Origin of the sequence: Salmonella sp. SAL03688, from assembly GCF_046551895.1 — a bacterium.
Lineage (GTDB): Bacteria > Pseudomonadota > Gammaproteobacteria > Enterobacterales > Enterobacteriaceae > Salmonella > Salmonella enterica.
The window spans coordinates 82,047-102,473 of sequence record NZ_JBGDVI010000002.1; the positions used below are offsets into that span (position 1 = coordinate 82,047).

A 20,427-nucleotide genomic window follows, 5' to 3' on the forward strand; every position below is an offset into this window, starting at 1 on the left:
ATTAACAATGATTTTGAATGCATTTTCTCTTGAAGGTAAAGTCGCGGTTGTGACGGGGTGCGATACCGGATTGGGGCAGGGGATGGCGTTAGGGCTGGCGGAAGCGGGCTGTGACATTGTCGGTATTAACATTGTTGAACCCACGGAAACTATTGCGCGCGTCACCGCTCTGGGACGTCGTTTTTTAAGCCTGACAGCCGATCTGCGTCAAATCGATGGCATTCCGGCGCTACTGGAACGGGCGGTGACGGAATACGGTCATATTGATATTCTGGTGAATAACGCGGGTTTGATCCGTCGTGAAGATGCGATTGATTTCACGGAAAAAGACTGGGATGACGTCATGAACCTGAACATCAAGAGCGTGTTCTTTATGTCTCAGGCGGCGGCAAAACATTTTATTGCCCAGGGCAACGGCGGCAAAATTATTAATATCGCGTCTATGCTTTCCTTCCAGGGCGGCATTCGCGTTCCGTCTTATACCGCGTCGAAAAGCGGCGTAATGGGAATAACGCGTCTGATGGCGAACGAGTGGGCGAAACACAATATCAATGTAAACGCCATCGCGCCGGGCTATATGTCCACGAATAATACCCAGCAATTGCGCGCTGATGCACAACGTAGCGCCGAAATTCTCGACCGTATTCCGGCTGGACGTTGGGGGCTACCGGGCGATTTAATGGGGCCGGTAGTCTTCCTGGCATCCAGCGCCGCTGATTATGTTAACGGCTATACCATAGCGGTAGATGGCGGTTGGCTGGCGCGTTAATCCGCTACTGACAAATGCGTTTCTGGGAAAATCGACGCTTTGGCCGAAAAAACTGATAAAGCCCTGTCCTCGTACAGGGTTTTTTTATGATCTCATTAGCATAGTCCATATTGTGGGTTTAACTTAATCCATATATTGTTAAATAATAGCTATAATAAATGGTTTAACTTATTGAAATATTGGTGGTTTAAAAAAATACCCGGCAACGGCGTTAAATTTAAAAAGTGTAATATCCATCACATATCGCTATAGCGTAGCCATTTAATCCATATTTATGCCGTTTCCAGCCTGACACTTGAGGAAGAGTATCCCGTACTTTCAGGCTATGTCTTACTCTGTTGTGGCAGGAAAATATGGTCTCTATTAATCATGACTCTGCTTTAACGCCGCGTTCGCTTCGCGACACACGACGTATGAATATGTTTGTTTCGGTTTCTGCAGCGGTAGCGGGACTGTTATTTGGTCTGGATATCGGCGTTATCGCCGGGGCGCTGCCTTTTATTACCGACCATTTCGTACTGACCAGCCGGCTGCAGGAATGGGTCGTCAGCAGCATGATGCTTGGCGCGGCAATTGGCGCATTATTTAACGGCTGGCTTTCATTCCGGCTGGGGCGTAAGTATAGCCTGATGGCTGGCGCGATTTTGTTCGTGCTCGGCTCGCTGGGGTCGGCGTTTGCTTCCAGCGTGGAAGTATTGATTGGCGCCCGCGTGATACTAGGCGTAGCAGTAGGGATTGCGTCCTATACCGCGCCGCTTTATCTCTCTGAAATGGCAAGTGAAAATGTTCGCGGCAAAATGATCAGTATGTATCAATTGATGGTGACGTTAGGCATTGTGCTGGCTTTTTTATCCGATACGGCATTCAGCTACAGCGGCAACTGGCGCGCGATGTTGGGCGTGCTGGCGCTGCCTGCGGTGTTGCTCATTATTCTCGTGGTATTCCTGCCGAATAGTCCGCGTTGGCTGGCGCAAAAAGGTCGCCATATTGAAGCGGAAGAGGTGCTGCGTATGCTGCGCGATACCTCGGAAAAAGCCCGTGATGAACTGAATGAAATTCGGGAAAGCCTCAAACTCAAGCAGGGAGGGTGGGCATTATTTAAAGCTAACCGCAATGTTCGCCGCGCCGTGTTCCTCGGTATGCTGCTACAGGCAATGCAGCAGTTCACCGGCATGAACATCATTATGTACTATGCGCCGCGCATTTTTAAAATGGCCGGCTTTACCACCACGGAACAGCAAATGATCGCCACGCTGGTGGTCGGACTGACTTTTATGTTCGCGACGTTTATCGCCGTCTTTACGGTCGATAAGGCCGGGCGTAAACCGGCGTTAAAAATCGGTTTCAGCGTAATGGCGTTAGGGACATTGGTGTTGGGCTACTGCCTGATGCAGTTTGATAACGGTACGGCATCAAGCGGTCTCTCCTGGCTTTCCGTTGGGATGACGATGATGTGTATCGCCGGTTACGCGATGAGCGCCGCTCCGGTGGTGTGGATACTGTGTTCGGAAATCCAGCCGCTGAAATGCCGTGATTTTGGCATTACCTGTTCAACCACGACAAACTGGGTATCGAACATGATCATCGGCGCGACATTCCTGACTCTGTTGGACAGCATTGGCGCGGCAGGTACATTCTGGCTCTACACCGCGCTGAATATCGCTTTTATCGGCATCACCTTCTGGCTGATTCCGGAAACCAAAAATGTCACCCTGGAGCACATCGAACGCAAGCTGATGGCGGGCGAGAAGCTAAGAAATATTGGCGTGTAATCACCCCTCCCATGCCGGATGACGCCTGTTATCCGGCATGATGAAAAATAGACTGGAAACGGATGTGTAAGTTTGCTTCACTGCCATAATGCTTTACAAAAAGGAGAGCGCAGTGAAAACGATCGGACTGTTGGGTGGTATGAGCTGGGAATCGACTATCCCTTATTACCGTTTAATCAATGAAGGCATTAAACAGCAGCTGGGAGGCCTGCACTCGGCGAGCTTACTGCTGCATAGCGTAGATTTCCACGATATTGAAGTATGTCAACGCCGCGGCGAGTGGGATAAAGCGGGCGATATCCTGGCGCAGGCCGCGCAGGGGTTACAGCAGGCGGGCGCAGAAGGCATTGTGCTGTGTACCAACACCATGCATAAAATCGCGCACGTTATTGAATCTCGTTGTTCGCTGCCTTTCCTACACATCGCGGATGCTACCGGGCGAGCTATCGCCCGTCAGGGGTTGCATCGCGTGGCGCTATTAGGGACCCGCTATACGATGGAGCAGGATTTTTATCGCGGGCGGCTGGAACAGCAATTTGCGATTGAGACCATCGTGCCGGAGGCGGACGATCGGGCGCGTATCAATCAGGTCATTTTTGACGAGCTCTGCCAGGGGACATTCACCGACGCGTCGCGCCACTATTATTTACAGGTTATCGAACAACTGGCTGCGCAAGGCGCGCAGGGCGTTATTTTTGGCTGCACTGAAATAGGTTTGCTTGTTCCCCAGACGCAAAGCGCGCTACCGGTTTTCGATACCACGGCAATTCATGCCGCAGATGCCGTGAGCTTTATGCTTTCGTCATCGGCCCCAGAATAACCTCCAGTGGTTCGACCAGGCGCGAAAGATGCGTTTGTAAATGCTTACTGAAGGCGTCAACCAGCGCGGAGGCGGGGCGGTGTAGCGGGCGAATCAGGCTGACGGTAAAGGGCACGTCAATGCTGAAGCGGCGAACGGTGACGCCGCTGGCGGCATAGTCCAGCGCGGTCAGCGGGTTAACGATCGAAACGCCCGCCCCGGCGCGCACCATCGCGCAGACGGAGGCCGCGCTATGCGTTTCCACCACCATTCTGCGCTTCACCTGATGTTCGGCAAATAACGTATCCAACAACTGTCGATAGCTGTCCAGGCGGGAGAGGCTGATAAAGTTTTCCCCCTGAAAATCGTCTGGCGTCAGTACCGTTTTGGCGGCAAGCGGATGGTCGCAGGGCAGTACGCACACTTCATTCAGCGTTAGTAACTCGGTACGGGTTGTTCCTGCCGGGGCATGAAGCGTCTCCGTCAGCCCTAAGTCGTGGCGCTGAGCGGAGAGCCACTCTTCCAGCAACGGCGACTCCTGCGGCACAATATTCAGGCTGACATCCGGATAACGCGCCAGAAAAGGCGGTAGTAACGGTGGCAAAAAGGATTGTGAAAAGACCGGCAGGCAGGCGATAGAGAGTTCGCCCTGACGGAACTCGCGCAGACTTTCCGCCGCGCTGACGATGCGATCCAACCCATACCAGGAGCGTTGTACCTCTTCGAACAGGCGTAGCCCTTGCACTGTCGGATGTAAGCGCCCGCGTGTGCGCTCAAACAGCGTTAATCCCAGCACTTTCTCAAAACGCGCCAGCTCGCGACTGACGGTAGGCTGCGAGGTATGCAGCAGCCGCGCCGCTTCGGTGAGATTTCCGGCGGTCATTACGGCGTGAAAAATTTCAATGTGACGTAAATTAACGGCAGCCATACGTTTCCCTGAATCATTTATCCCATATCATTTTTGCATAGACTGACAATAAAACGATATTTTTTATTCTTTCTAAGGTATGGCGTAATCGTTAAAAAGCCTGTTCCGGAGTTTGTTATGTCATTGCCGCATTATTACGCTGAAACCGACCTTAACGCTGAAAATTTGCTCAGATTGCCTGCTGAATTCGGCTGTCCGGTCTGGGTCTATGACGCGCACATTATTCGCCGTCAGATAGCCGCCCTGCAGCAGTTTGACGTCGTGCGTTTTGCGCAAAAAGCCTGTTCGAACATTCATATCCTGCGCTTAATGCGCGCGCAGGGTGTCAAGGTGGATTCTGTTTCATTGGGGGAGATCGAACGTGCGCTGGCGGCGGGCTACGATCCGCAAACGTGCCCTGATGATATCGTTTTTACCGCCGATGTGATTGACGCCGCCACGCTGGCGCGCGTCAGCGAACTGCATATTCCGGTCAATGCCGGCTCGGTAGATATGCTGACGCAGCTTGGTCAGGTTTCGCCTGGGCATCGCGTCTGGTTGCGCGTGAATCCTGGCTTTGGTCACGGCCACAGCCAGAAAACCAACACCGGGGGCGAAAACAGCAAACACGGCATCTGGCATAGCGATCTTCCGGCGGCGCTGGCGGTAATGCAGAAATACCGACTGAAACTTGTCGGTATCCATATGCACATTGGTTCCGGCGTCGATTATGGCCATCTGGAGCAGGTTTGCGGCGCGATGGTACGCCAGGTGCTGGAATGTGGTCAGGATGTGGAGGCGATTTCGGCAGGCGGCGGACTCTCGATACCTTATCGTGAGGGAGAAGAGCCCGTTGATACGCGCCATTACTATGGTCTGTGGAACGCGGCGCGCGAGCAAATCGCCCGCCATCTGGGACATGCGGTCAAACTTGAGATCGAACCCGGACGTTTTCTGGTGGCGCAATCGGGCGTGCTGGTAACGCAGGTACGTAGCGTAAAACAGATGGGAAGCCGCCATTTCGTGCTGGTAGATGCGGGTTTTAACGATCTGATGCGCCCGGCGATGTACGGTAGCTATCACCGTATTTCGGCGCTGGCGGCGGATGGTCGCGCGCTTGAAAATGGCCCGTGGGTCGAGACGGTGGTCGCCGGGCCGCTATGCGAATCAGGCGATGTTTTTACGCAGCAGGAAGGGGGAATGGTTGAAACACGCGCCTTACCTGCGGTCATCCCCGGCGATTACCTCGTATTGCACGATACCGGCGCGTACGGTGCGTCTATGTCATCGAATTACAACAGCCGCCCGCTCCTGCCGGAAGTACTGTTTGACAATGGACAGGCGCGGCTGATCCGCCGTCGTCAGACCATTGAGGAGCTGTTAGCGCTGGAGATGCTCTGAAGCGCATCATTAGGCCGGACGTTGAAAAAACGGGCCTGCGGCGACGGACTCGCGCAGAATCAGCGTGCCGGTAAAGGGCGGGATCGGGGCGACCGGCTCGCTGTTCGCCAGGCGAACGGCCTGATCGATCGCGGTGGCTATCATATCCTCGATGGGTAAATAGACTGTTGAAAGCCCCGGTTCAAGCCAGGTTGCGCCCGGCGCATCGTCAAAACCAAACAGCGACACATCCTGCGGGATGCGTAATCCGGCCTGGCGCAGCGCTTTTGCCGCGCCCAGCGCCGTGTCATCATTACAGGCGAATAGCGCGCTAAACGTGACGCCTTCCTCCAGTAATTCCCGGCAGGCGTCATAGCCGCGCGTCAGCGTGTAATCGCCGTATTTCACTTTTGCCGGTTGCCAGGGAATACCATACTTTTCCAGCGCCTTGCGATAACCCGCTACGCGTGATGTGCCGGTGGGAGTATGAACAGGCAGCGTAATACAGGCGATATCGCGATGGCCCTGCGTAATCAGATATTCCACCGCCTGGAATGCCGCCGTCTCCTGCTCGAAGAAAATAGCGCGATCGCGGGCCTGAGTGACGTTGCGATTAATAATCACCAGCGGCATTTCCGTGGCGTCAATCAACGACAAAATCGCCGGCTCATCCATATAGCGAGTGTAAAGAATAATAGCGTCGCACTGTCTGTCGGCCAACATTTGTACGGCTTTCTGCTCTCGTTCCGGCGTATCGTGACCATCGGTGACGATTAACTGCTTGTTATGAGACTCCGCCTGGCGCGACGCCCGGCGCAACAAACTGCCAAAATAGAAGCCGTCAAACGTAGAGACGACCAGACCGATGCTGTTGCTGGTGCGATTCGCCAGCGATCGTGCCAGCAGGTTGGGGCGATAGTCCAGAGCCTGCATCGCCGTAAACACTTTCTGGCGCGTGCTTTCTTTTACCTGCCCCGTCCCATTCAGCACTCGTGAGACGGTGGCCTTTGATACGCCCGCATGGCGGGAAACATCCAGCATTGTCGCCATCATGCTACCCTGATTAATCGGTTGTCGACAGGTGTCCGGTATCCGTCGGCGTGGATACCGAATGTCGGCGTACCAGTGTCGGACTAAATACATGAGTTACTTCCGGCGTAGGGCATTTCCCTGCCAGCGCTAACGCCAGCTCCGCCGCCTGTGTCGCCATGGTGACGATCGGATACCGAATGGTGGTCAGTCGGGGACGCACATAGCGTGAGACCAGTACATCATCAAAACCGATGAGCGATACTTCGCCCGGCACCCCCACGCCATTATCATTTAATACGCCCATCGCGCCGGCCGCCATCGAGTCGTTATAGCAGGCCACCGCGGTAAAATTTCTGCCGCGGCCTAATAACTCAGTCATCGCCTGCTCGCCGCCGCTTTCATCCGGTTCGCCGAACGTCACCAGCCGATCGTTAGCCGGGATATGGCTTTCCGCCAGCGCATCGTAATAGCCCCTCAGGCGATCTTCGGCATCAGAGATGGTGTGGTTGGAACAGATATACCCAATACGCGTATGACCTTGCTGGATCAGATGCCGGGTCGCCAGCCATGCCCCGTAACGGTCATCCAGCGCGACACAGCGGTGTTCTAACCCCGGTAAAATGCGGTTAATCAGCACCATGCCGGGGATTTGCTTCATTAATGAGGCCAGGTCCGCATCCGGAATCATTTTGGCGTGTACCACTAACGCTGCGCAACGATGACGAATCAACTGTTCAATAGCCTGACGCTCTTTTTGTTCGTTATGATACCCGTTGCCAATCAGTAAAAAATTGCCGGTGTGATACGCCACCTGTTCAACGGCTTTCACCATCGCGCCGAAAAAAGGATCGGAAACGTCGCCGACCACCAGACCGAGGGTTTCCGTTGCCTGCTGTGCCAGCGCGCGCGCGTTGGCGTTAGGGTGATAGCTCAGGGACTCCATTGCGCTGGTCACCGCCAGCCGGGACGCTTCGCTGGCTTTTGGCGAATCGTTAATAACGCGAGAAACGGTGGCGACTGAAACACCGGCCAGTCGGGCTACATCTTTTATGGTCGCCATGATAATACCTATAGTGGGTAAACGCTTACATTACGCCAGTTTTACGGAAAATGAACCTCTGTTCAAGCCTCTTGCCCCGCCGTGTCGGGCAAATGTGACCTGCACGGGAGAAATGCGTCTGTAAAGTGACAATACAAATCTTTCGTTACAGTTTGCGAAGCGCTGTTGCGATTGTCTGCTGGCAGGCCAGCGAGTCAGGTTGATAGAGTGGTGATCCCAGAGGTATTGATAGGTGGAATCAACGTCATTGTTGATCACACGAATTACACCAACCTGCGTAGAGATGCGCAGGTTTTTTTTGTTTCGCCTGAACCTGTAACAGTAACGGATAATTTACACAACTCGTTGCATTTCCGTTTATTCCTTTGCGTTTTCGGACTGGCGATGCAGACGCGCGAAGCCCACAATCAAGATCCCAGAGGTATTGATTGGTGAGATTATTCGGTACGCTCTTCGTACCTGTCTCTTGCACCAACCTGCGCGGATGCGCAGGTTTTTTTTCGAACCTATTTTGCTATCGCTCCTGTTACGCAACTCGTGTAATCTGCCACAATTCATGTTTTAGCGAATTGTCGGCCAAAGGGAGTTGAAATGCTGTTTGGATTTTTCCGTAACCTGTTTCGCGTGCTTTATCGTGTGCGCGTCACTGGCGATGTCCGGGCGCTACAGGGGAACCGGGTCTTAATTACCCCCAATCACGTTTCATTTATCGATGGTATGCTACTGGCGCTGTTTTTGCCGGTACGGCCTGTCTTTGCGGTATATACCTCCATCAGCCAGCAATGGTATATGCGCTGGTTAACGCCGCTGATCGATTTTGTACCGCTCGATCCCACTAAACCCATGTCCATTAAACACCTGGTGCGTCTGGTGGAGCAGGGGCGTCCAGTGGTGATTTTCCCGGAAGGGCGGATTTCCGTGACCGGCTCGCTGATGAAAATTTATGACGGCGCAGGCTTTGTGGCGGCAAAATCGGGCGCAACCGTCATTCCGCTCCGTATTGACGGCGCGGAGCTTACCCCTTTCAGTCGCCTGAAAGGTCTGGTTAAACGGCGCTTATTCCCCCGCATTCAGCTTCATATTTTACCGCCGACGCAAATACCGATGCCGGAAGCGCCGCGCGCGCGCGACAGACGTAAGATAGCGGGTGAGATGCTGCACCAGATCATGATGGAAGCGCGTATGGCGGTGCGCCCGCGCGAGACGTTATACGAATCGTTGCTGGCGGCGCAATATCGTTACGGCGCGGGTAAAAACTGTATTGAGGACATTAACTTTACGCCGGATACGTATCGTAAGTTACTGACCAAGACGCTTTTTGTTGGCCGGATTCTGGAAAAGTACAGCGTTGAGGGAGAGAAAATCGGTTTAATGCTGCCGAATGCCGCCATCAGCGCGGCGGTGATTTTCGGCGCGGTTTCTCGTCGCCGCATTCCGGCCATGATGAACTATACGGCGGGGGTAAAAGGGCTGACCAGCGCGATTACTGCGGCGGAAATTAAAACGATTTTTACCTCCCGCCAGTTCCTCGATAAAGGTAAATTGTGGCACCTGCCGGAGCAGCTAACGCAGGTTCGCTGGGTTTACCTGGAAGATTTAAAAGCGGACGTCACACCCGCCGACAAGCTGTGGATTTTTGCCCACCTCCTGGCGCCGCGACTGGCGCAGGTAAAACAGCAGCCGGAAGACGCGGCGATCATTCTTTTTACCTCCGGCTCGGAAGGGCACCCGAAAGGGGTGGTGCACAGCCATAAAAGCATTCTGGCGAACGTCGAGCAGATAAAAACGATTGCGGATTTCACCGCCAATGACCGTTTTATGTCGGCGCTGCCGCTCTTTCACTCGTTCGGTTTGACGGTGGGCCTGTTTACGCCGTTGTTGACCGGCGCGGAAGTGTTTCTTTATCCAAGTCCGCTGCACTATCGCATTGTGCCGGAACTGGTCTATGACCGTAACTGTACCGTGCTGTTTGGTACGTCAACCTTCCTCGGCAACTATGCGCGCTTTGCCAATCCGTATGATTTTTATCGCCTGCGCTATGTGGTGGCCGGTGCGGAAAAACTTCAGGAGAGCACCAAACAACTGTGGCAGGATAAATTCGGTCTGCGCATTCTTGAGGGCTACGGGGTAACGGAATGCGCGCCAGTAGTCTCGATTAACGTGCCGATGGCGGCTAAGCCTGGCACTGTTGGCCGCATTCTGCCTGGCATGGACGCGCGTCTGCTGGCGGTGCCCGGTATTGAAAACGGCGGTCGGCTACAGCTGAAAGGGCCGAATATCATGAATGGCTATCTGCGCGTGGAAAAACCGGGCGTGCTGGAGGTGCCGTCGGCGGAAAACGCCAGAGGCGAAACCGAGCGCGGGTGGTACGACACGGGCGATATTGTACGCTTCGATGAAAATGGTTTTGTGCAGATTCAGGGGCGCGCGAAACGCTTTGCGAAAATTGCTGGCGAAATGGTCTCGCTGGAGATGGTCGAACAACTGGCGCTTGGCGTTTCGGCGGACAAAATGCACGCTACCGCCATTAAAAGCGATGCCAGCAAAGGTGAAGCGCTGGTACTGTTTACGACTGACAGCGAACTCACCCGAGAAAAGTTACAGCACTATGCCCGTGAACACGGTATTCCGGAACTTGCCGTCCCGCGTGATATCCGTTATCTGAAGCAGCTTCCCTTGCTTGGCAGCGGGAAACCCGATTTTGTGACGCTGAAAAGTTGGGTGGATGCGCCGGAACAACATCATGAGTGAGTCAGTACGTACTAACACCTCCATCTGGTCGAAAGGGATGCTGTCGGTGATTGTCGCGCAGTTTCTCTCGGCTTTTGGCGATAATGCGCTGCTGTTCGCGACGCTGGCACTGCTGAAAGCTCAGTTTTACCCGGACTGGAGCCAGCCTGTTTTGCAAATGGTGTTTGTGGGCGCTTACATTCTTTTTGCGCCGTTTGTCGGCCAGATAGCGGACAGCTTTGCCAAAGGCCGGGTGATGATGGTCGCCAATGGTCTTAAACTGGCGGGAGCGGCAGGTATCTGCCTCGGCGTAAATCCTTTTGTCGGTTATACGTTGGTCGGGATTGGCGCGGCGGCTTATTCTCCGGCGAAATACGGTATTCTGGGCGAACTGACGACGGGCGATAAGCTGGTGAAAGCCAATGGCCTGATGGAAGCCTCTACGATTGCGGCGATTTTGCTCGGTTCCGTCGCGGGCGGCGTATTGGCCGACTGGCATGTCATCGCCGCGCTGGTTGCCTGCGCGTTGGCCTACGCTGGCGCAGTGGCGGCGAACCTGTTTATCCCGAAGCTTGTGGCGGCGCGTCCAGGACAATCCTGGCGGTTGTCGGCGATGACGCGTAGCTTCTTCAGCGCTTGCGTTGTCCTTTGGCGTAACGGTGAAACGCGTTTTTCGCTGGTGGGGACCGGGCTATTCTGGGGCGCAGGCGTGACGCTGCGTTTTCTGCTGGTGCTGTGGGTGCCGGTGGCGCTGGGGATTACGGATAACGCCACGCCGACTTACCTGAACGCCATGGTGGCGGTAGGCATTGTGGTCGGCGCGGGCGCGGCGGCAAAACTGGTGACGCTGGAGACCGTATCGCGCTGTATGCCCGCCGGGATTTTGATTGGCGTTGTGGTTGCGATCTTCTCATTACAGCACGCATTGCTGCCTGCTTATGCCTTGTTGCTGTTGATAGGTATGCTGGGCGGCTTTTTTGTGGTGCCGCTCAACGCTTTGCTCCAGGAGCGCGGTAAGAAGAGCGTTGGCGCCGGGAATGCCATTGCCGTACAAAATCTGGGCGAGAATAGCGCCATGCTATTAATGCTGGGACTGTACTCGCTGGCGGTGCTGGTTGGCGTTCCGGCAGTGGCGATAGGTATCGGCTTTGGCGTGCTGTTCGCGCTGGCGATCGCGGCGCTGTGGATCTGGCAGCGCCGGCAGGCATCATACTGAGTGAATATGCCGGGCGGCGAGTGCGCGTTATCCGGCTTACATTGTCTCTGTAAGCCCGGAAGCGTAGCGCCACCGGGCACTGACCATCACGGCGCCGGATAAGTATAAACCTGATGCGCCGCCTCAATCTCCGCCAGAACGTCTTCGCTTAACGTCAGATGCAGACTTTCCACATTCGTCTTGAGCTGCGCCATCGTGGTTGCGCCCAGTAACGTACTGGCGACAAACGGCTGGCGGCGAACAAAGGCCAGCGCCATCTGCGCCGGATCAAGATTGTGACGCTTCGCGATATCGACGTAGGCGGCAACGGCTTTTTGCGCCTGTTCGCCGCTGTAACGTGTGAAGCGGCTGAACAAGGTATTCCGCGCGCCTGCGGGTTTGGCCCCGTTCAGGTATTTACCGGTTAATGTGCCAAACGCCAGACAGGAGTAGGCGAGCAATTCAACACCTTCATACTGGCTGACTTCCGCCAGTCCGACCTCGTAGCTGCGGTTTAACAGGCTATAGGGGTTCTGGATCGTGACAATACGCGGCAGGTCATGTTTTTCCGCCAGATGCAGATAGCGCATAACGCCAAACGCTGTCTCATTTGAAACGCCAATATAACGAATCTTACCCGCTCGCTGAAACTCACTTAGCGCGTCTAACGTCTCCAGCAGACTTACTACTGGCGTGGAGTCCGTCCAGTTATAGCCGAGTTTACCGAAGCAGTTAGTGGGGCGCTGCGGCCAGTGCACCTGATACAAATCCAGATAGTCGGTCTGCAATCGGGTCAAACTGTCGTGTAGCGCTTCGCGAATATTTTTACGATCCAGCGCCTGATGAGGCCGGATGCCTTGATCATTATTACGTGCCGGTCCGCTGACTTTGCTGGCGATGATCAGTTTTTCACGGTTGCCGCGTTTGGCGAGCCAGTTACCGATATAGGATTCCGTCAGCCCTTGTGTTTCCGGGCGCGGCGGTACCGGATACATCTCGGCGGCGTCGATAAGGTTAATGCCATTTGCGATGGCATAGTCGAGCTGTGCGTGAGCGTCGGCTTCGCTGTTTTGTTCACCAAATGTCATTGTGCCCAGCCCTAGCGTACTTACTTCGAGCGAGCTGTGGGGTATACGGTGATAGTGCATAGCCGTTTCCTTTTTATTATGAAGTCAGAAATTCCCGACAAAGGACAATAAAAATGGCAGAGGGAAGGCAAAAGGGAAAGTAAAATTGCAGGCTGCGCGGCGTAATTGTTACCGGGCGTGGTCGCCACGCACCGTTACGGGACGCAGCCTGAAGGCTTGCAGAACGCTGACCTCGATCACAGGCCACCGCTTAACGTTCGATGATTTGAGACACTTCGTCACGGTTGATTTGCATCTCGTTTCCCTGTGCATCGGTATAGCTGACCAGACCGGTATCATCGTCAACTTGCGGTTTTCCATCGGTCAGGATCATACGACCATCTTTCGTCGCCATTACATAATCGCTGCTGCATCCGGATACCGCAAAAGCCAACCCTACTGCGGAAATTACAACTGCCCACTTTTTCATCCGTTTGTCCTCACATAGCCTGCATCTGATAATAGTCTGTTAATCATATGTCTGATAATAGTCTAGTAATAACGCGCAGCTCTGCATGTCGGAAGCAGCAAAATCTTAATCTGTGAGAAGAAAGGAAATAAAGTGAGTATTCGCTCCCCGGCGGGGGAGCGAGACAGGATTACAGCGGATTCTTTTTATTACGCAACAGGTTCAGGCTCTCTACTGCGATAGAGAAGAACATGGCGAAATAGATATACCCTTTCGGAACGTGAACGTCGAAACTTTCCAGAATCAGGGTAAAGCCAACCAGGATCAGAAAGGAGAGCGCCAGCATTTTTACCGACGGATGGCGATCGACAAACTCGCCGATGGGCCGTGCCGCAAACATCATGACGCCCACGGCAATAACGACTGCCGCCATCATAATAAACAGATGATCGGATAGGCCAACCGCTGTGATAACTGAATCAAGGCTGAAAATAATATCCAGCAGCATAATCTGTACAATTGCGCCCAGGAAAGAAGAAACCCGGGTTTTTAACCCTTCTTCTTCGCCTTCGATGGACTCATGGATCTCCTTGCTGGCTTTCCAGATTAAAAATAACCCGCCCAGTAACAGAATGAGATCGCGGGCGGAAATCGCTTCGCCGAAAAGCTCAAACAGCGGATTAGTCAGACGAGTGACCCAGGCGATTGACGCCAGCAGCGCCAGGCGCATGACCATCGCCGCCGCCAACCCAAGCCGCCGTGCGTGGTTCCGTTGCGCCGTAGGAAGTTTTGCTACCACCAGAGAAAGAAAAATAATGTTGTCGATCCCAAGTACAATCTCCAGCAGCGTCAGCGTACCGAGCGCCAGCCAGGCATTAGGATCGGTTATCCATGCAAATAACATCGAACAAAGTCCTGCCAAAAAAAGAAGCGGTAATTATAGGCCCGTCGAGTGACGGGCGAAAGCCCAGGCTGAATTTGCGCAACCAGGAACGGTGTAAAATAGCGGCGACAATACGCTTACGTTTATCCGGCGCTGGCCCGATGCGTAGCCATAGCGGAGGCGCATTTGCGTGTAATGGACGTTACGGATTCTGCAATAAAAAATGGCGAGCCAGCAGCGCCTGCGTAAAATTTTTTTTCAGATAAAATCCACGCGGTAGCGTCAAAATAGGTTCCCCGCGCGCGCCGATAGCCTCGGTGAGCGCCCTGGCATTGGCGGCTTTGGGCCGCAGTTGTAAGACTTCGCCATGACGGGCGGTAATGCGTTCCACCTGGCCCAGCACTATCATGTCCATCAGCTCTTCCCAGTCGAGGCGTAGCTGCCTGTCCTCTTCTTCACTCGGACTCCAGAGTAGCGGCGAACCTACGCGGCGTTCGGCTAACGGTATGCTGCGATCGCCTTCGACCGGCACCCATAGCACGCGCTTCAATTTATGCCGTACGTGACTTGTCTCCCAGGTCACGCCGCTGTTACCGGTTAACGGCGCCACGCAAACAAAGGTTGTTTCCAGAGGACGACCCAGACTATCCACCGGGATGGTTTTCAGTTCTACGCCTAACGCGGCGAAATCCTGCTCCGGCTTGCTCCCGGCGCTGGCGCCGAGCCAGATCTCCAGCAAGACGCCGATCCAGCCTTTGTCTCGCTTCAAATCTTTAGGCGTGGTAATGCCGGCCATCGCCGCCAGCTCGCCTAACGTATAGCCGGAAAGCTGCCGCGCCTGGGCTAACAGCAATGCTTCCGAAGCAGGCGGAGTCAGTAGCGGACAAAGAGCGGACATGACAATTACCTTAGGTCAAAAAGTGAGCAGTGATTTTATACCGTATGGGCAGAGTTTATCTTTTTCTGTGTCTTATATTCAATAGACTGATTTTTATTGCCTTTTTTGTGTTGTTTCTTCGTGTTGCGCAACGCTGAAGCGGGTTTTCCAATTCTGGTCACTGACAATAAACAGGATCTTACACTATGTTATCCACAGAAAGTTGGGATAACTGTGTAAAACCACCACTACTGTTTCCATTTACAGCCTTGACGTGCGACGAAAATCGAAAATTCAGACAAATAGTGCGTAAGTTATTGGCACAATCTGTGGATAAAACCGACGCTGGTTGATCTTTCATCAGCATAAGGATCTTAGATGTGATGCTGGTCACGCTTTATGAAGGTGGCATGTAAGATTTGTCTATAACACAATGAATATAAGGAACTATTTTTACTGCCTCCAGTATGAGGAATTCAGACTGTTCTGGGTTTTCCCGTGGTAATTCCATACTTCTTCACAACTATATCCACAGAAAAGGTGAATAAAATGGCGCAAGGGCGTCATCATCTGTTTATAACTCGGCTATTTACTGTGAGTTATTCAATTGTTATTAGGCTGTGTCACTATTACAGAGTGGTTTACCGCCTCACTGGAGTATGAAACAATCGTTCATATATAAGGTTTATGTTGAGGTAGTCCGGTGATTGATGACGATGGCTACCGCCCAAATGTAGGTATCGTAATTTGTAATCGTCAGGGGCAGGTGATGTGGGCCCGGCGATTTGGTCAGCACTCCTGGCAGTTCCCGCAGGGCGGGATAAATCCAGGGGAGTCGGCAGAACAGGCGATGTACCGGGAACTGTTTGAAGAAGTTGGGTTAAGCCGTAAAGATGTGCGGATCCTTGCTTCTACTCGCAACTGGTTGCGTTACAAGTTACCAAAACGTTTGGTGCGTTGGGACACAAAGCCGGTATGTATCGGCCAGAAACAAAAGTGGTTTCTTTTGCAGTTAATGAGCGCCGACGCCGAAATCAATATGCAAACCAGCAGTACGCCGGAGTTTGACGGCTGGCGCTGGGTAAGTTACTGGTATCCGGTTCGACAAGTGGTGTCATTTAAACGCGATGTCTACCGCAGGGTAATGAAAGAGTTTGCAAGTGTTGTCATGGCGCTTCAGGATAATCCCCCTAAGCTACAAAGCGCGCCTGCTTATCGACGTAAAAGAGGTTAAGCCACGCAAATTATGCTCACTCGCCTGCGCGAAATAGTCGAAAAAGTGGCCAGTGCGCCGCGTCTGAACGAGGCGCTGAATATTCTGGTCACGGATATCTGTCTTGCGATGGATACTGAGGTTTGCTCGGTTTACCTGGCCGATCATGACCGACGCTGTTATTACCTGATGGCGACGCGGGGGTTGAAAAAACCGCGTGGTCGAACCGTTGCGCTTGCGTTTGATGAGGGGATCGTCGGTCTGGTGGGCAGACTGGCGGAACCCATTAACCTTGCCGATGCGCAAAAACATCCCAGCTTTAAATACATTCCTTCGGTAAAAGAGGAGCGTTTTCGCGCGTTTCTCGGCGTGCCGATCATTCAGCGTCGCCAACTTCTCGGCGTGCTGGTCGTACAGCAGCGCGAATTGCGCCAGTACGATGAAAGCGAAGAGTCTTTCCTCGTCACGCTCGCTACGCAGATGGCGGCTATCCTGTCACAGTCGCAGGTCACAGCGCTGTTCGGGCAATACCGGCAGACGCGAATCCGCGCGCTTCCTGCGGCGCCGGGCGTGGCTATCGCAACGGGCTGGCAAGACGCGACCATGCCGCTGATGGAACAGGTTTACGAAGCGTCTACGCTGGATACCTCTCTTGAACGTGAACGATTGACCGGCGCGCTGGAAGAGGCGGCGAACGAGTTCCGACGATACAGCAAACGCTTTGCCGCCGGCGCGCAAAAAGAGACGGCGGCCATTTTCGATCTGTACTCACACCTGCTTTCAGATGCCAGACTGCGTCGCGAACTCTTCGCCGAGGTCGACAAAGGCGCTGTTGCGGAGTGGGCCGTTAAAAAAATTATCGAAAAATTTGCCGAGCAATTTGCGGCGCTAACCGATAACTACCTCAAAGAACGTGCGGGAGACTTACGCACGCTGGGGCAGCGGCTGTTATTCCACCTTGATGATTCAGTTCAGGGGCCAAACGCCTGGCCGGAACGTTTTATTCTGGTCGCGGATGAGCTGTCGGCGACCACCCTGGCGGAGCTGCCGCAGGACAGGCTGGCGGGCGTTGTGGTGCGCGACGGCGCGGCAAACTCGCATGCGGCGATTATGGTGCGCGCGCTCGGTATCCCGACCGTCATGGGCGCGGATATCCAACCTTCGGTGCTACATCGCCGTACGTTGGTGGTGGATGGCTATCGCGGTGAATTACTGGTCGATCCTGAACCCGTGCTTATTCAGGAATATCAGCGGCTCATTAGTGAAGAGATAGAACTCAGTCGTCTGGCGGAGGACGACGTCAATCTTCCCGCCCAACTGAAAAGCGGCGAGCGTGTCAAAGTGATGCTGAATGCCGGGCTCAGTCCCGAGCATGAGGAAAAGTTAGGCAGTCGGATCGACGGTATCGGCCTGTACCGTACTGAAATTCCCTTTATGCTGCAAAGCGGGTTTCCCTCGGAAGAAGAGCAGGTGGCGCAGTATCAAGGGATGCTGCAAATGTTTAACGATAAACCGGTGACGCTGCGGACCCTGGATGTGGGAGCGGATAAGCAACTGCCCTATATGCCGATCAGCGAGGAGAACCCGTGCCTAGGCTGGCGCGGGATCCGCATTACGCTGGATCAGCCGGAGATCTTTTTGATCCAGGTCCGCGCGATGCTGCGCGCCAATGCGGCGACTGGCAACCTCAGCATTTTGCTGCCGATGGTCACCAGTATTGATGAAGTCGATGAAGCGCGACGTCTGATCGAACGCGCCGGGCGCGAGGTCGAGGAGATGATAGGCTATGCGATCCCGAAACCGCGTATCGGCATTATGCTGGAAGTGCCATCAATGGTATTTATGCTGCCGCATCTGGCTAACCGGATCGACTTTATCTCGGTCGGCACCAACGATTTAACGCAATATATCCTGGCGGTAGATCGCAACAATACCCGCGTGGCCAGTATTTATGACAGTTTGCATCCGGCTATGCTGCGCGCGCTGTCCATGATTGCGCAGGAAGCCGAAAAACATGGTCTCGATCTTCGCTTGTGCGGCGAGATGGCGGGCGATCCGATGTGCGTGGCGATTCTTATCGGTCTGGGATATCGCCATCTTTCGATGAATGGCCGTTCGGTAGCGCGTGTGAAATATCTGCTGCGGCATATCGATTTTGAAGATGCGCAAACCCTTGCCAGACGCAGCCTTGAGGCGCAGATGGCAACCGAAGTGCGTCATCAGGTGGCGGCGTTTATGGAGCGCCGCGGGATGGGGGGATTGATTCGCGGAGGGTTGTAACGACTGGAGCGGGAAAAGAGAGTGACTGTGGATTCACGGCGCAGACAACACGCCTGCAAGATGAAAGACAATGCGTATACATATCTTTTAACGGTAATCGGCATCTCGCTTTTAACCCTTGTGCTATTATTCGCACCTTTGGAGCGTCTGCAACGCGCAGGCGCGCTTATCAATCGCTATCTCTTCAGCGAAATAACAAGAAATTGTGGTGACAGATGACCAGTAGCTATCTGCATTTTCCGGACTTTGATCCGGTCATTTTCTCAATTGGGCCCGTCGCGCTTCACTGGTATGGCTTGATGTATCTGGTGGGGTTCGTTTTCGCGATGTGGTTGGCGGTGCGTCGTGCTAACCGTCCGGGAAGCGGTTGGACCAAAAACGAAGTTGAAAATTTACTCTATGCAGGTTTCCTGGGGGTCTTCCTGGGGGGGCGTATTGGCTATGTCCTGTTTTATAACTTCCCTCTGTTTCTGGATAACCCGCTCTATTTATTCCGCGTCTGGGACGGCGGCATGTCCTTCCACGGCGGGCTTATCGGCGTGATACTGGTGATGATTATCTTCGCCAGGCGCACGAAGCGCTCGTTCTTTCAGGTGTCTGATTTTATTGCGCCGTTAATTCCGTTCGGCCTGGGCGCCGGGCGTCTGGGCAACTTTATCAACGGTGAATTGTGGGGGCGCGTCGATCCTGACTTCCGGTTTGCCATGCTCTTTCCTGGCTCACGCGCGGAAGATATTGCGCTGCTGCCGTCACATCCGCAATGGCAGCCTATTTTTGATACCTACGGCGTATTGCCGCGCCACCCTTCCCAGTTGTATGAGCTGGCATTAGAAGGCGTGGTGCTGTTTATCATCCTTAATCTCTTTATTCGCAAACCGCGTCCGATGGGCGCAGTCTCCGGATTATTCCTGATTGGCTATGGCGCGTTTCGTATCATTGTTGAATTCTTCCGCCAGCCGGACGCGCAATTTACCGGCGCGTGGGTACAGTACATCAGCATGGGGCAGATTCTCTCTATCCCGATGATTATCGCTGGCGCGATCATGATGGTTTGGGCATATCGCCGCCGCCCGCAGCAACACGTTTCCTGAGGAACCATGAAACAGTATTTAGAACTGATGCAAAAAGTGCTGGATGAAGGCACACAGAAAAACGACCGTACCGGCACCGGCACGCTTTCCATTTTTGGCCATCAGATGCGTTTTAACCTGCAGGAAGGCTTTCCTCTGGTGACGACGAAACGCTGCCATTTACGTTCAATTATTCACGAACTGCTATGGTTTTTGCAGGGCGATACCAACATCGCTTACCTGCACGAAAATAATGTCACCATCTGGGACGAATGGGCCGATGAGAACGGCGATTTAGGCCCGGTTTATGGTAAGCAGTGGCGTGCATGGCCAACACCGGATGGCCGCCATATCGATCAGATCGCCACGGTCTTAAGCCAGCTTAAAAACGACCCGGACTCTCGTCGTATTATCGTTTCTGCGTGGAACGTCGGCGAGCTGGATAAGATGGCGCTGGCGCCGTGTCACGCCTTTTTCCAGTTTTATGTCGCAGATGGAAAACTCTCCTGTCAGCTTTATCAGCGCTCCTGCGATGTGTTCCTCGGTCTGCCGTTCAACATTGCCAGCTACGCGTTACTGGTGCATATGATGGCGCAACAGTGCGACCTGGACGTCGGCGATTTTGTCTGGACCGGCGGCGACACGCACCTGTACAGCAACCATATGGAGCAGACGCACCTGCAATTAAGCCGTGAACCGCGCGCGCTGCCGAAGTTGGTCATTAAGCGTAAACCCGATTCGCTTTTTGACTACCGGTTCGATGATTTCGAAATTGAAGGCTATGATCCGCACCCCGGTATTAAAGCGCCGGTCGCTATCTAAGCGCTGACGATCCTGCCATAACCGACGTCATTGCGCGTCGGTTTTTTTTACCCTTCGTCTCAATCTTCGGCGCGGATTCCTGAAATTTTGCAACGCGCTGCA

General features: G+C 53.8%; 17 protein-coding genes. 10 read left to right on the forward strand and 7 right to left on the reverse strand.

The window, feature by feature from the left end:
- Nucleotides 1-7: 7 nt before the first annotated feature.
- The 3 genes from kduD (at nucleotide 8) to ACLJR2_RS02240 (ending at nucleotide 3,361) form a co-directional block, all read left to right on the forward strand.
- Nucleotides 8-769 carry a 2-dehydro-3-deoxy-D-gluconate 5-dehydrogenase KduD gene (gene kduD / locus ACLJR2_RS02230; protein ID WP_000602497.1) on the forward strand — a complete coding sequence of 254 codons (762 nt, stop codon included), beginning with the start codon at nucleotides 8-10 and terminating at the stop codon, nucleotides 767-769.
- A 353-nt stretch (nucleotides 770-1,122) separates the two neighbouring features.
- Entirely contained in the window at nucleotides 1,123-2,541 is a 1,419-nt protein-coding gene (gene araE, locus ACLJR2_RS02235; RefSeq protein ID WP_000253650.1) for an arabinose-proton symporter AraE, read from the forward strand.
- Nucleotides 2,542-2,653: 112 nt separating this feature from the next.
- Nucleotides 2,654-3,361 carry an aspartate/glutamate racemase gene (locus ACLJR2_RS02240; RefSeq protein ID WP_000848633.1) on the forward strand — a complete coding sequence of 236 codons (708 nt, stop codon included), beginning with the start codon at nucleotides 2,654-2,656 and terminating at the stop codon, nucleotides 3,359-3,361.
- On the opposite strand, the gene ACLJR2_RS02245 is transcribed toward ACLJR2_RS02240, so the two are convergent.
- Entirely contained in the window at nucleotides 3,333-4,268 is a 936-nt protein-coding gene (locus ACLJR2_RS02245) for a LysR family transcriptional regulator (protein WP_000741798.1), read from the reverse strand. The two genes, ACLJR2_RS02240 and ACLJR2_RS02245, sit on opposite strands and share 29 nt — an antisense overlap.
- A gap of 117 nt (nucleotides 4,269-4,385) precedes the next feature.
- Here ACLJR2_RS02245 and lysA point away from each other — a divergent pair, with 117 nt between their 5' ends.
- Entirely contained in the window at nucleotides 4,386-5,648 is a 1,263-nt protein-coding gene (lysA, locus tag ACLJR2_RS02250; RefSeq protein ID WP_000056599.1) for a diaminopimelate decarboxylase, read from the forward strand.
- A gap of 9 nt (nucleotides 5,649-5,657) precedes the next feature.
- On the opposite strand, the gene ACLJR2_RS02255 is transcribed toward lysA, so the two are convergent.
- Nucleotides 5,658-6,680, reverse strand: a complete 1,023-nt coding sequence (locus ACLJR2_RS02255) for a LacI family DNA-binding transcriptional regulator (protein WP_000968350.1) — start codon at nucleotides 6,678-6,680, stop codon at nucleotides 5,658-5,660.
- 10 nt (nucleotides 6,681-6,690) lie between these two features.
- Nucleotides 6,691-7,719 (reverse strand): HTH-type transcriptional regulator GalR, encoded by a 1,029-nt coding sequence (gene galR / locus ACLJR2_RS02260; protein WP_000201030.1) that lies wholly within the window; start codon nucleotides 7,717-7,719, stop codon nucleotides 6,691-6,693.
- 591 nt (nucleotides 7,720-8,310) lie between these two features.
- Between galR and aas the strand changes: the two genes are divergently transcribed.
- Nucleotides 8,311-10,470 carry a bifunctional acyl-ACP--phospholipid O-acyltransferase/long-chain-fatty-acid--ACP ligase gene (aas, locus tag ACLJR2_RS02265; RefSeq protein WP_000896101.1) on the forward strand — a complete coding sequence of 720 codons (2,160 nt, stop codon included), beginning with the start codon at nucleotides 8,311-8,313 and terminating at the stop codon, nucleotides 10,468-10,470.
- Entirely contained in the window at nucleotides 10,463-11,665 is a 1,203-nt protein-coding gene (gene lplT / locus ACLJR2_RS02270) for a lysophospholipid transporter LplT (RefSeq protein WP_000004686.1), read from the forward strand. The genes aas and lplT overlap by 8 nt, the downstream gene beginning before the upstream one ends.
- Before the next feature lie 86 nt (nucleotides 11,666-11,751).
- On the opposite strand, the gene ACLJR2_RS02275 is transcribed toward lplT, so the two are convergent.
- The 4 genes from ACLJR2_RS02275 to mutH form a co-directional block, all read right to left on the reverse strand.
- Nucleotides 11,752-12,792, reverse strand: a complete 1,041-nt coding sequence (locus tag ACLJR2_RS02275) for an NADP(H)-dependent aldo-keto reductase (RefSeq protein ID WP_000558959.1) — start codon at nucleotides 12,790-12,792, stop codon at nucleotides 11,752-11,754.
- A gap of 190 nt (nucleotides 12,793-12,982) precedes the next feature.
- Nucleotides 12,983-13,201, reverse strand: coding sequence for a YgdI/YgdR family lipoprotein (locus ACLJR2_RS02280; RefSeq protein WP_000758662.1), 219 nt, complete (start codon nucleotides 13,199-13,201; stop codon nucleotides 12,983-12,985).
- 169 nt (nucleotides 13,202-13,370) lie between these two features.
- On the reverse strand, nucleotides 13,371-14,084 hold the full coding sequence (locus tag ACLJR2_RS02285; protein ID WP_000895635.1) for a TerC family protein: 714 nt from the start codon (nucleotides 14,082-14,084) through the stop codon (nucleotides 13,371-13,373).
- 181 nt (nucleotides 14,085-14,265) lie between these two features.
- Nucleotides 14,266-14,961, reverse strand: coding sequence for a DNA mismatch repair endonuclease MutH (mutH, locus tag ACLJR2_RS02290; protein WP_001274930.1), 696 nt, complete (start codon nucleotides 14,959-14,961; stop codon nucleotides 14,266-14,268).
- A 682-nt stretch (nucleotides 14,962-15,643) separates the two neighbouring features.
- Between mutH and rppH the strand changes: the two genes are divergently transcribed.
- The 4 genes from rppH to thyA all read left to right on the forward strand — a co-directional run bounded on the left by rppH (nucleotide 15,644) and on the right by thyA (nucleotide 20,325).
- Entirely contained in the window at nucleotides 15,644-16,174 is a 531-nt protein-coding gene (gene rppH / locus ACLJR2_RS02295) for an RNA pyrophosphohydrolase (protein ID WP_000564481.1), read from the forward strand.
- A gap of 12 nt (nucleotides 16,175-16,186) precedes the next feature.
- Complete coding sequence (gene ptsP / locus ACLJR2_RS02300) at nucleotides 16,187-18,433, forward strand: phosphoenolpyruvate--protein phosphotransferase (protein ID WP_000957887.1); 2,247 nt, start codon at nucleotides 16,187-16,189, stop codon at nucleotides 18,431-18,433.
- A gap of 215 nt (nucleotides 18,434-18,648) precedes the next feature.
- Nucleotides 18,649-19,524 (forward strand): prolipoprotein diacylglyceryl transferase, encoded by an 876-nt coding sequence (gene lgt / locus ACLJR2_RS02305; RefSeq protein ID WP_000204645.1) that lies wholly within the window; start codon nucleotides 18,649-18,651, stop codon nucleotides 19,522-19,524.
- A gap of 6 nt (nucleotides 19,525-19,530) precedes the next feature.
- Complete coding sequence (thyA, locus tag ACLJR2_RS02310) at nucleotides 19,531-20,325, forward strand: thymidylate synthase (RefSeq protein WP_000816247.1); 795 nt, start codon at nucleotides 19,531-19,533, stop codon at nucleotides 20,323-20,325.
- Nucleotides 20,326-20,427: the final 102 nt, after the last annotated feature.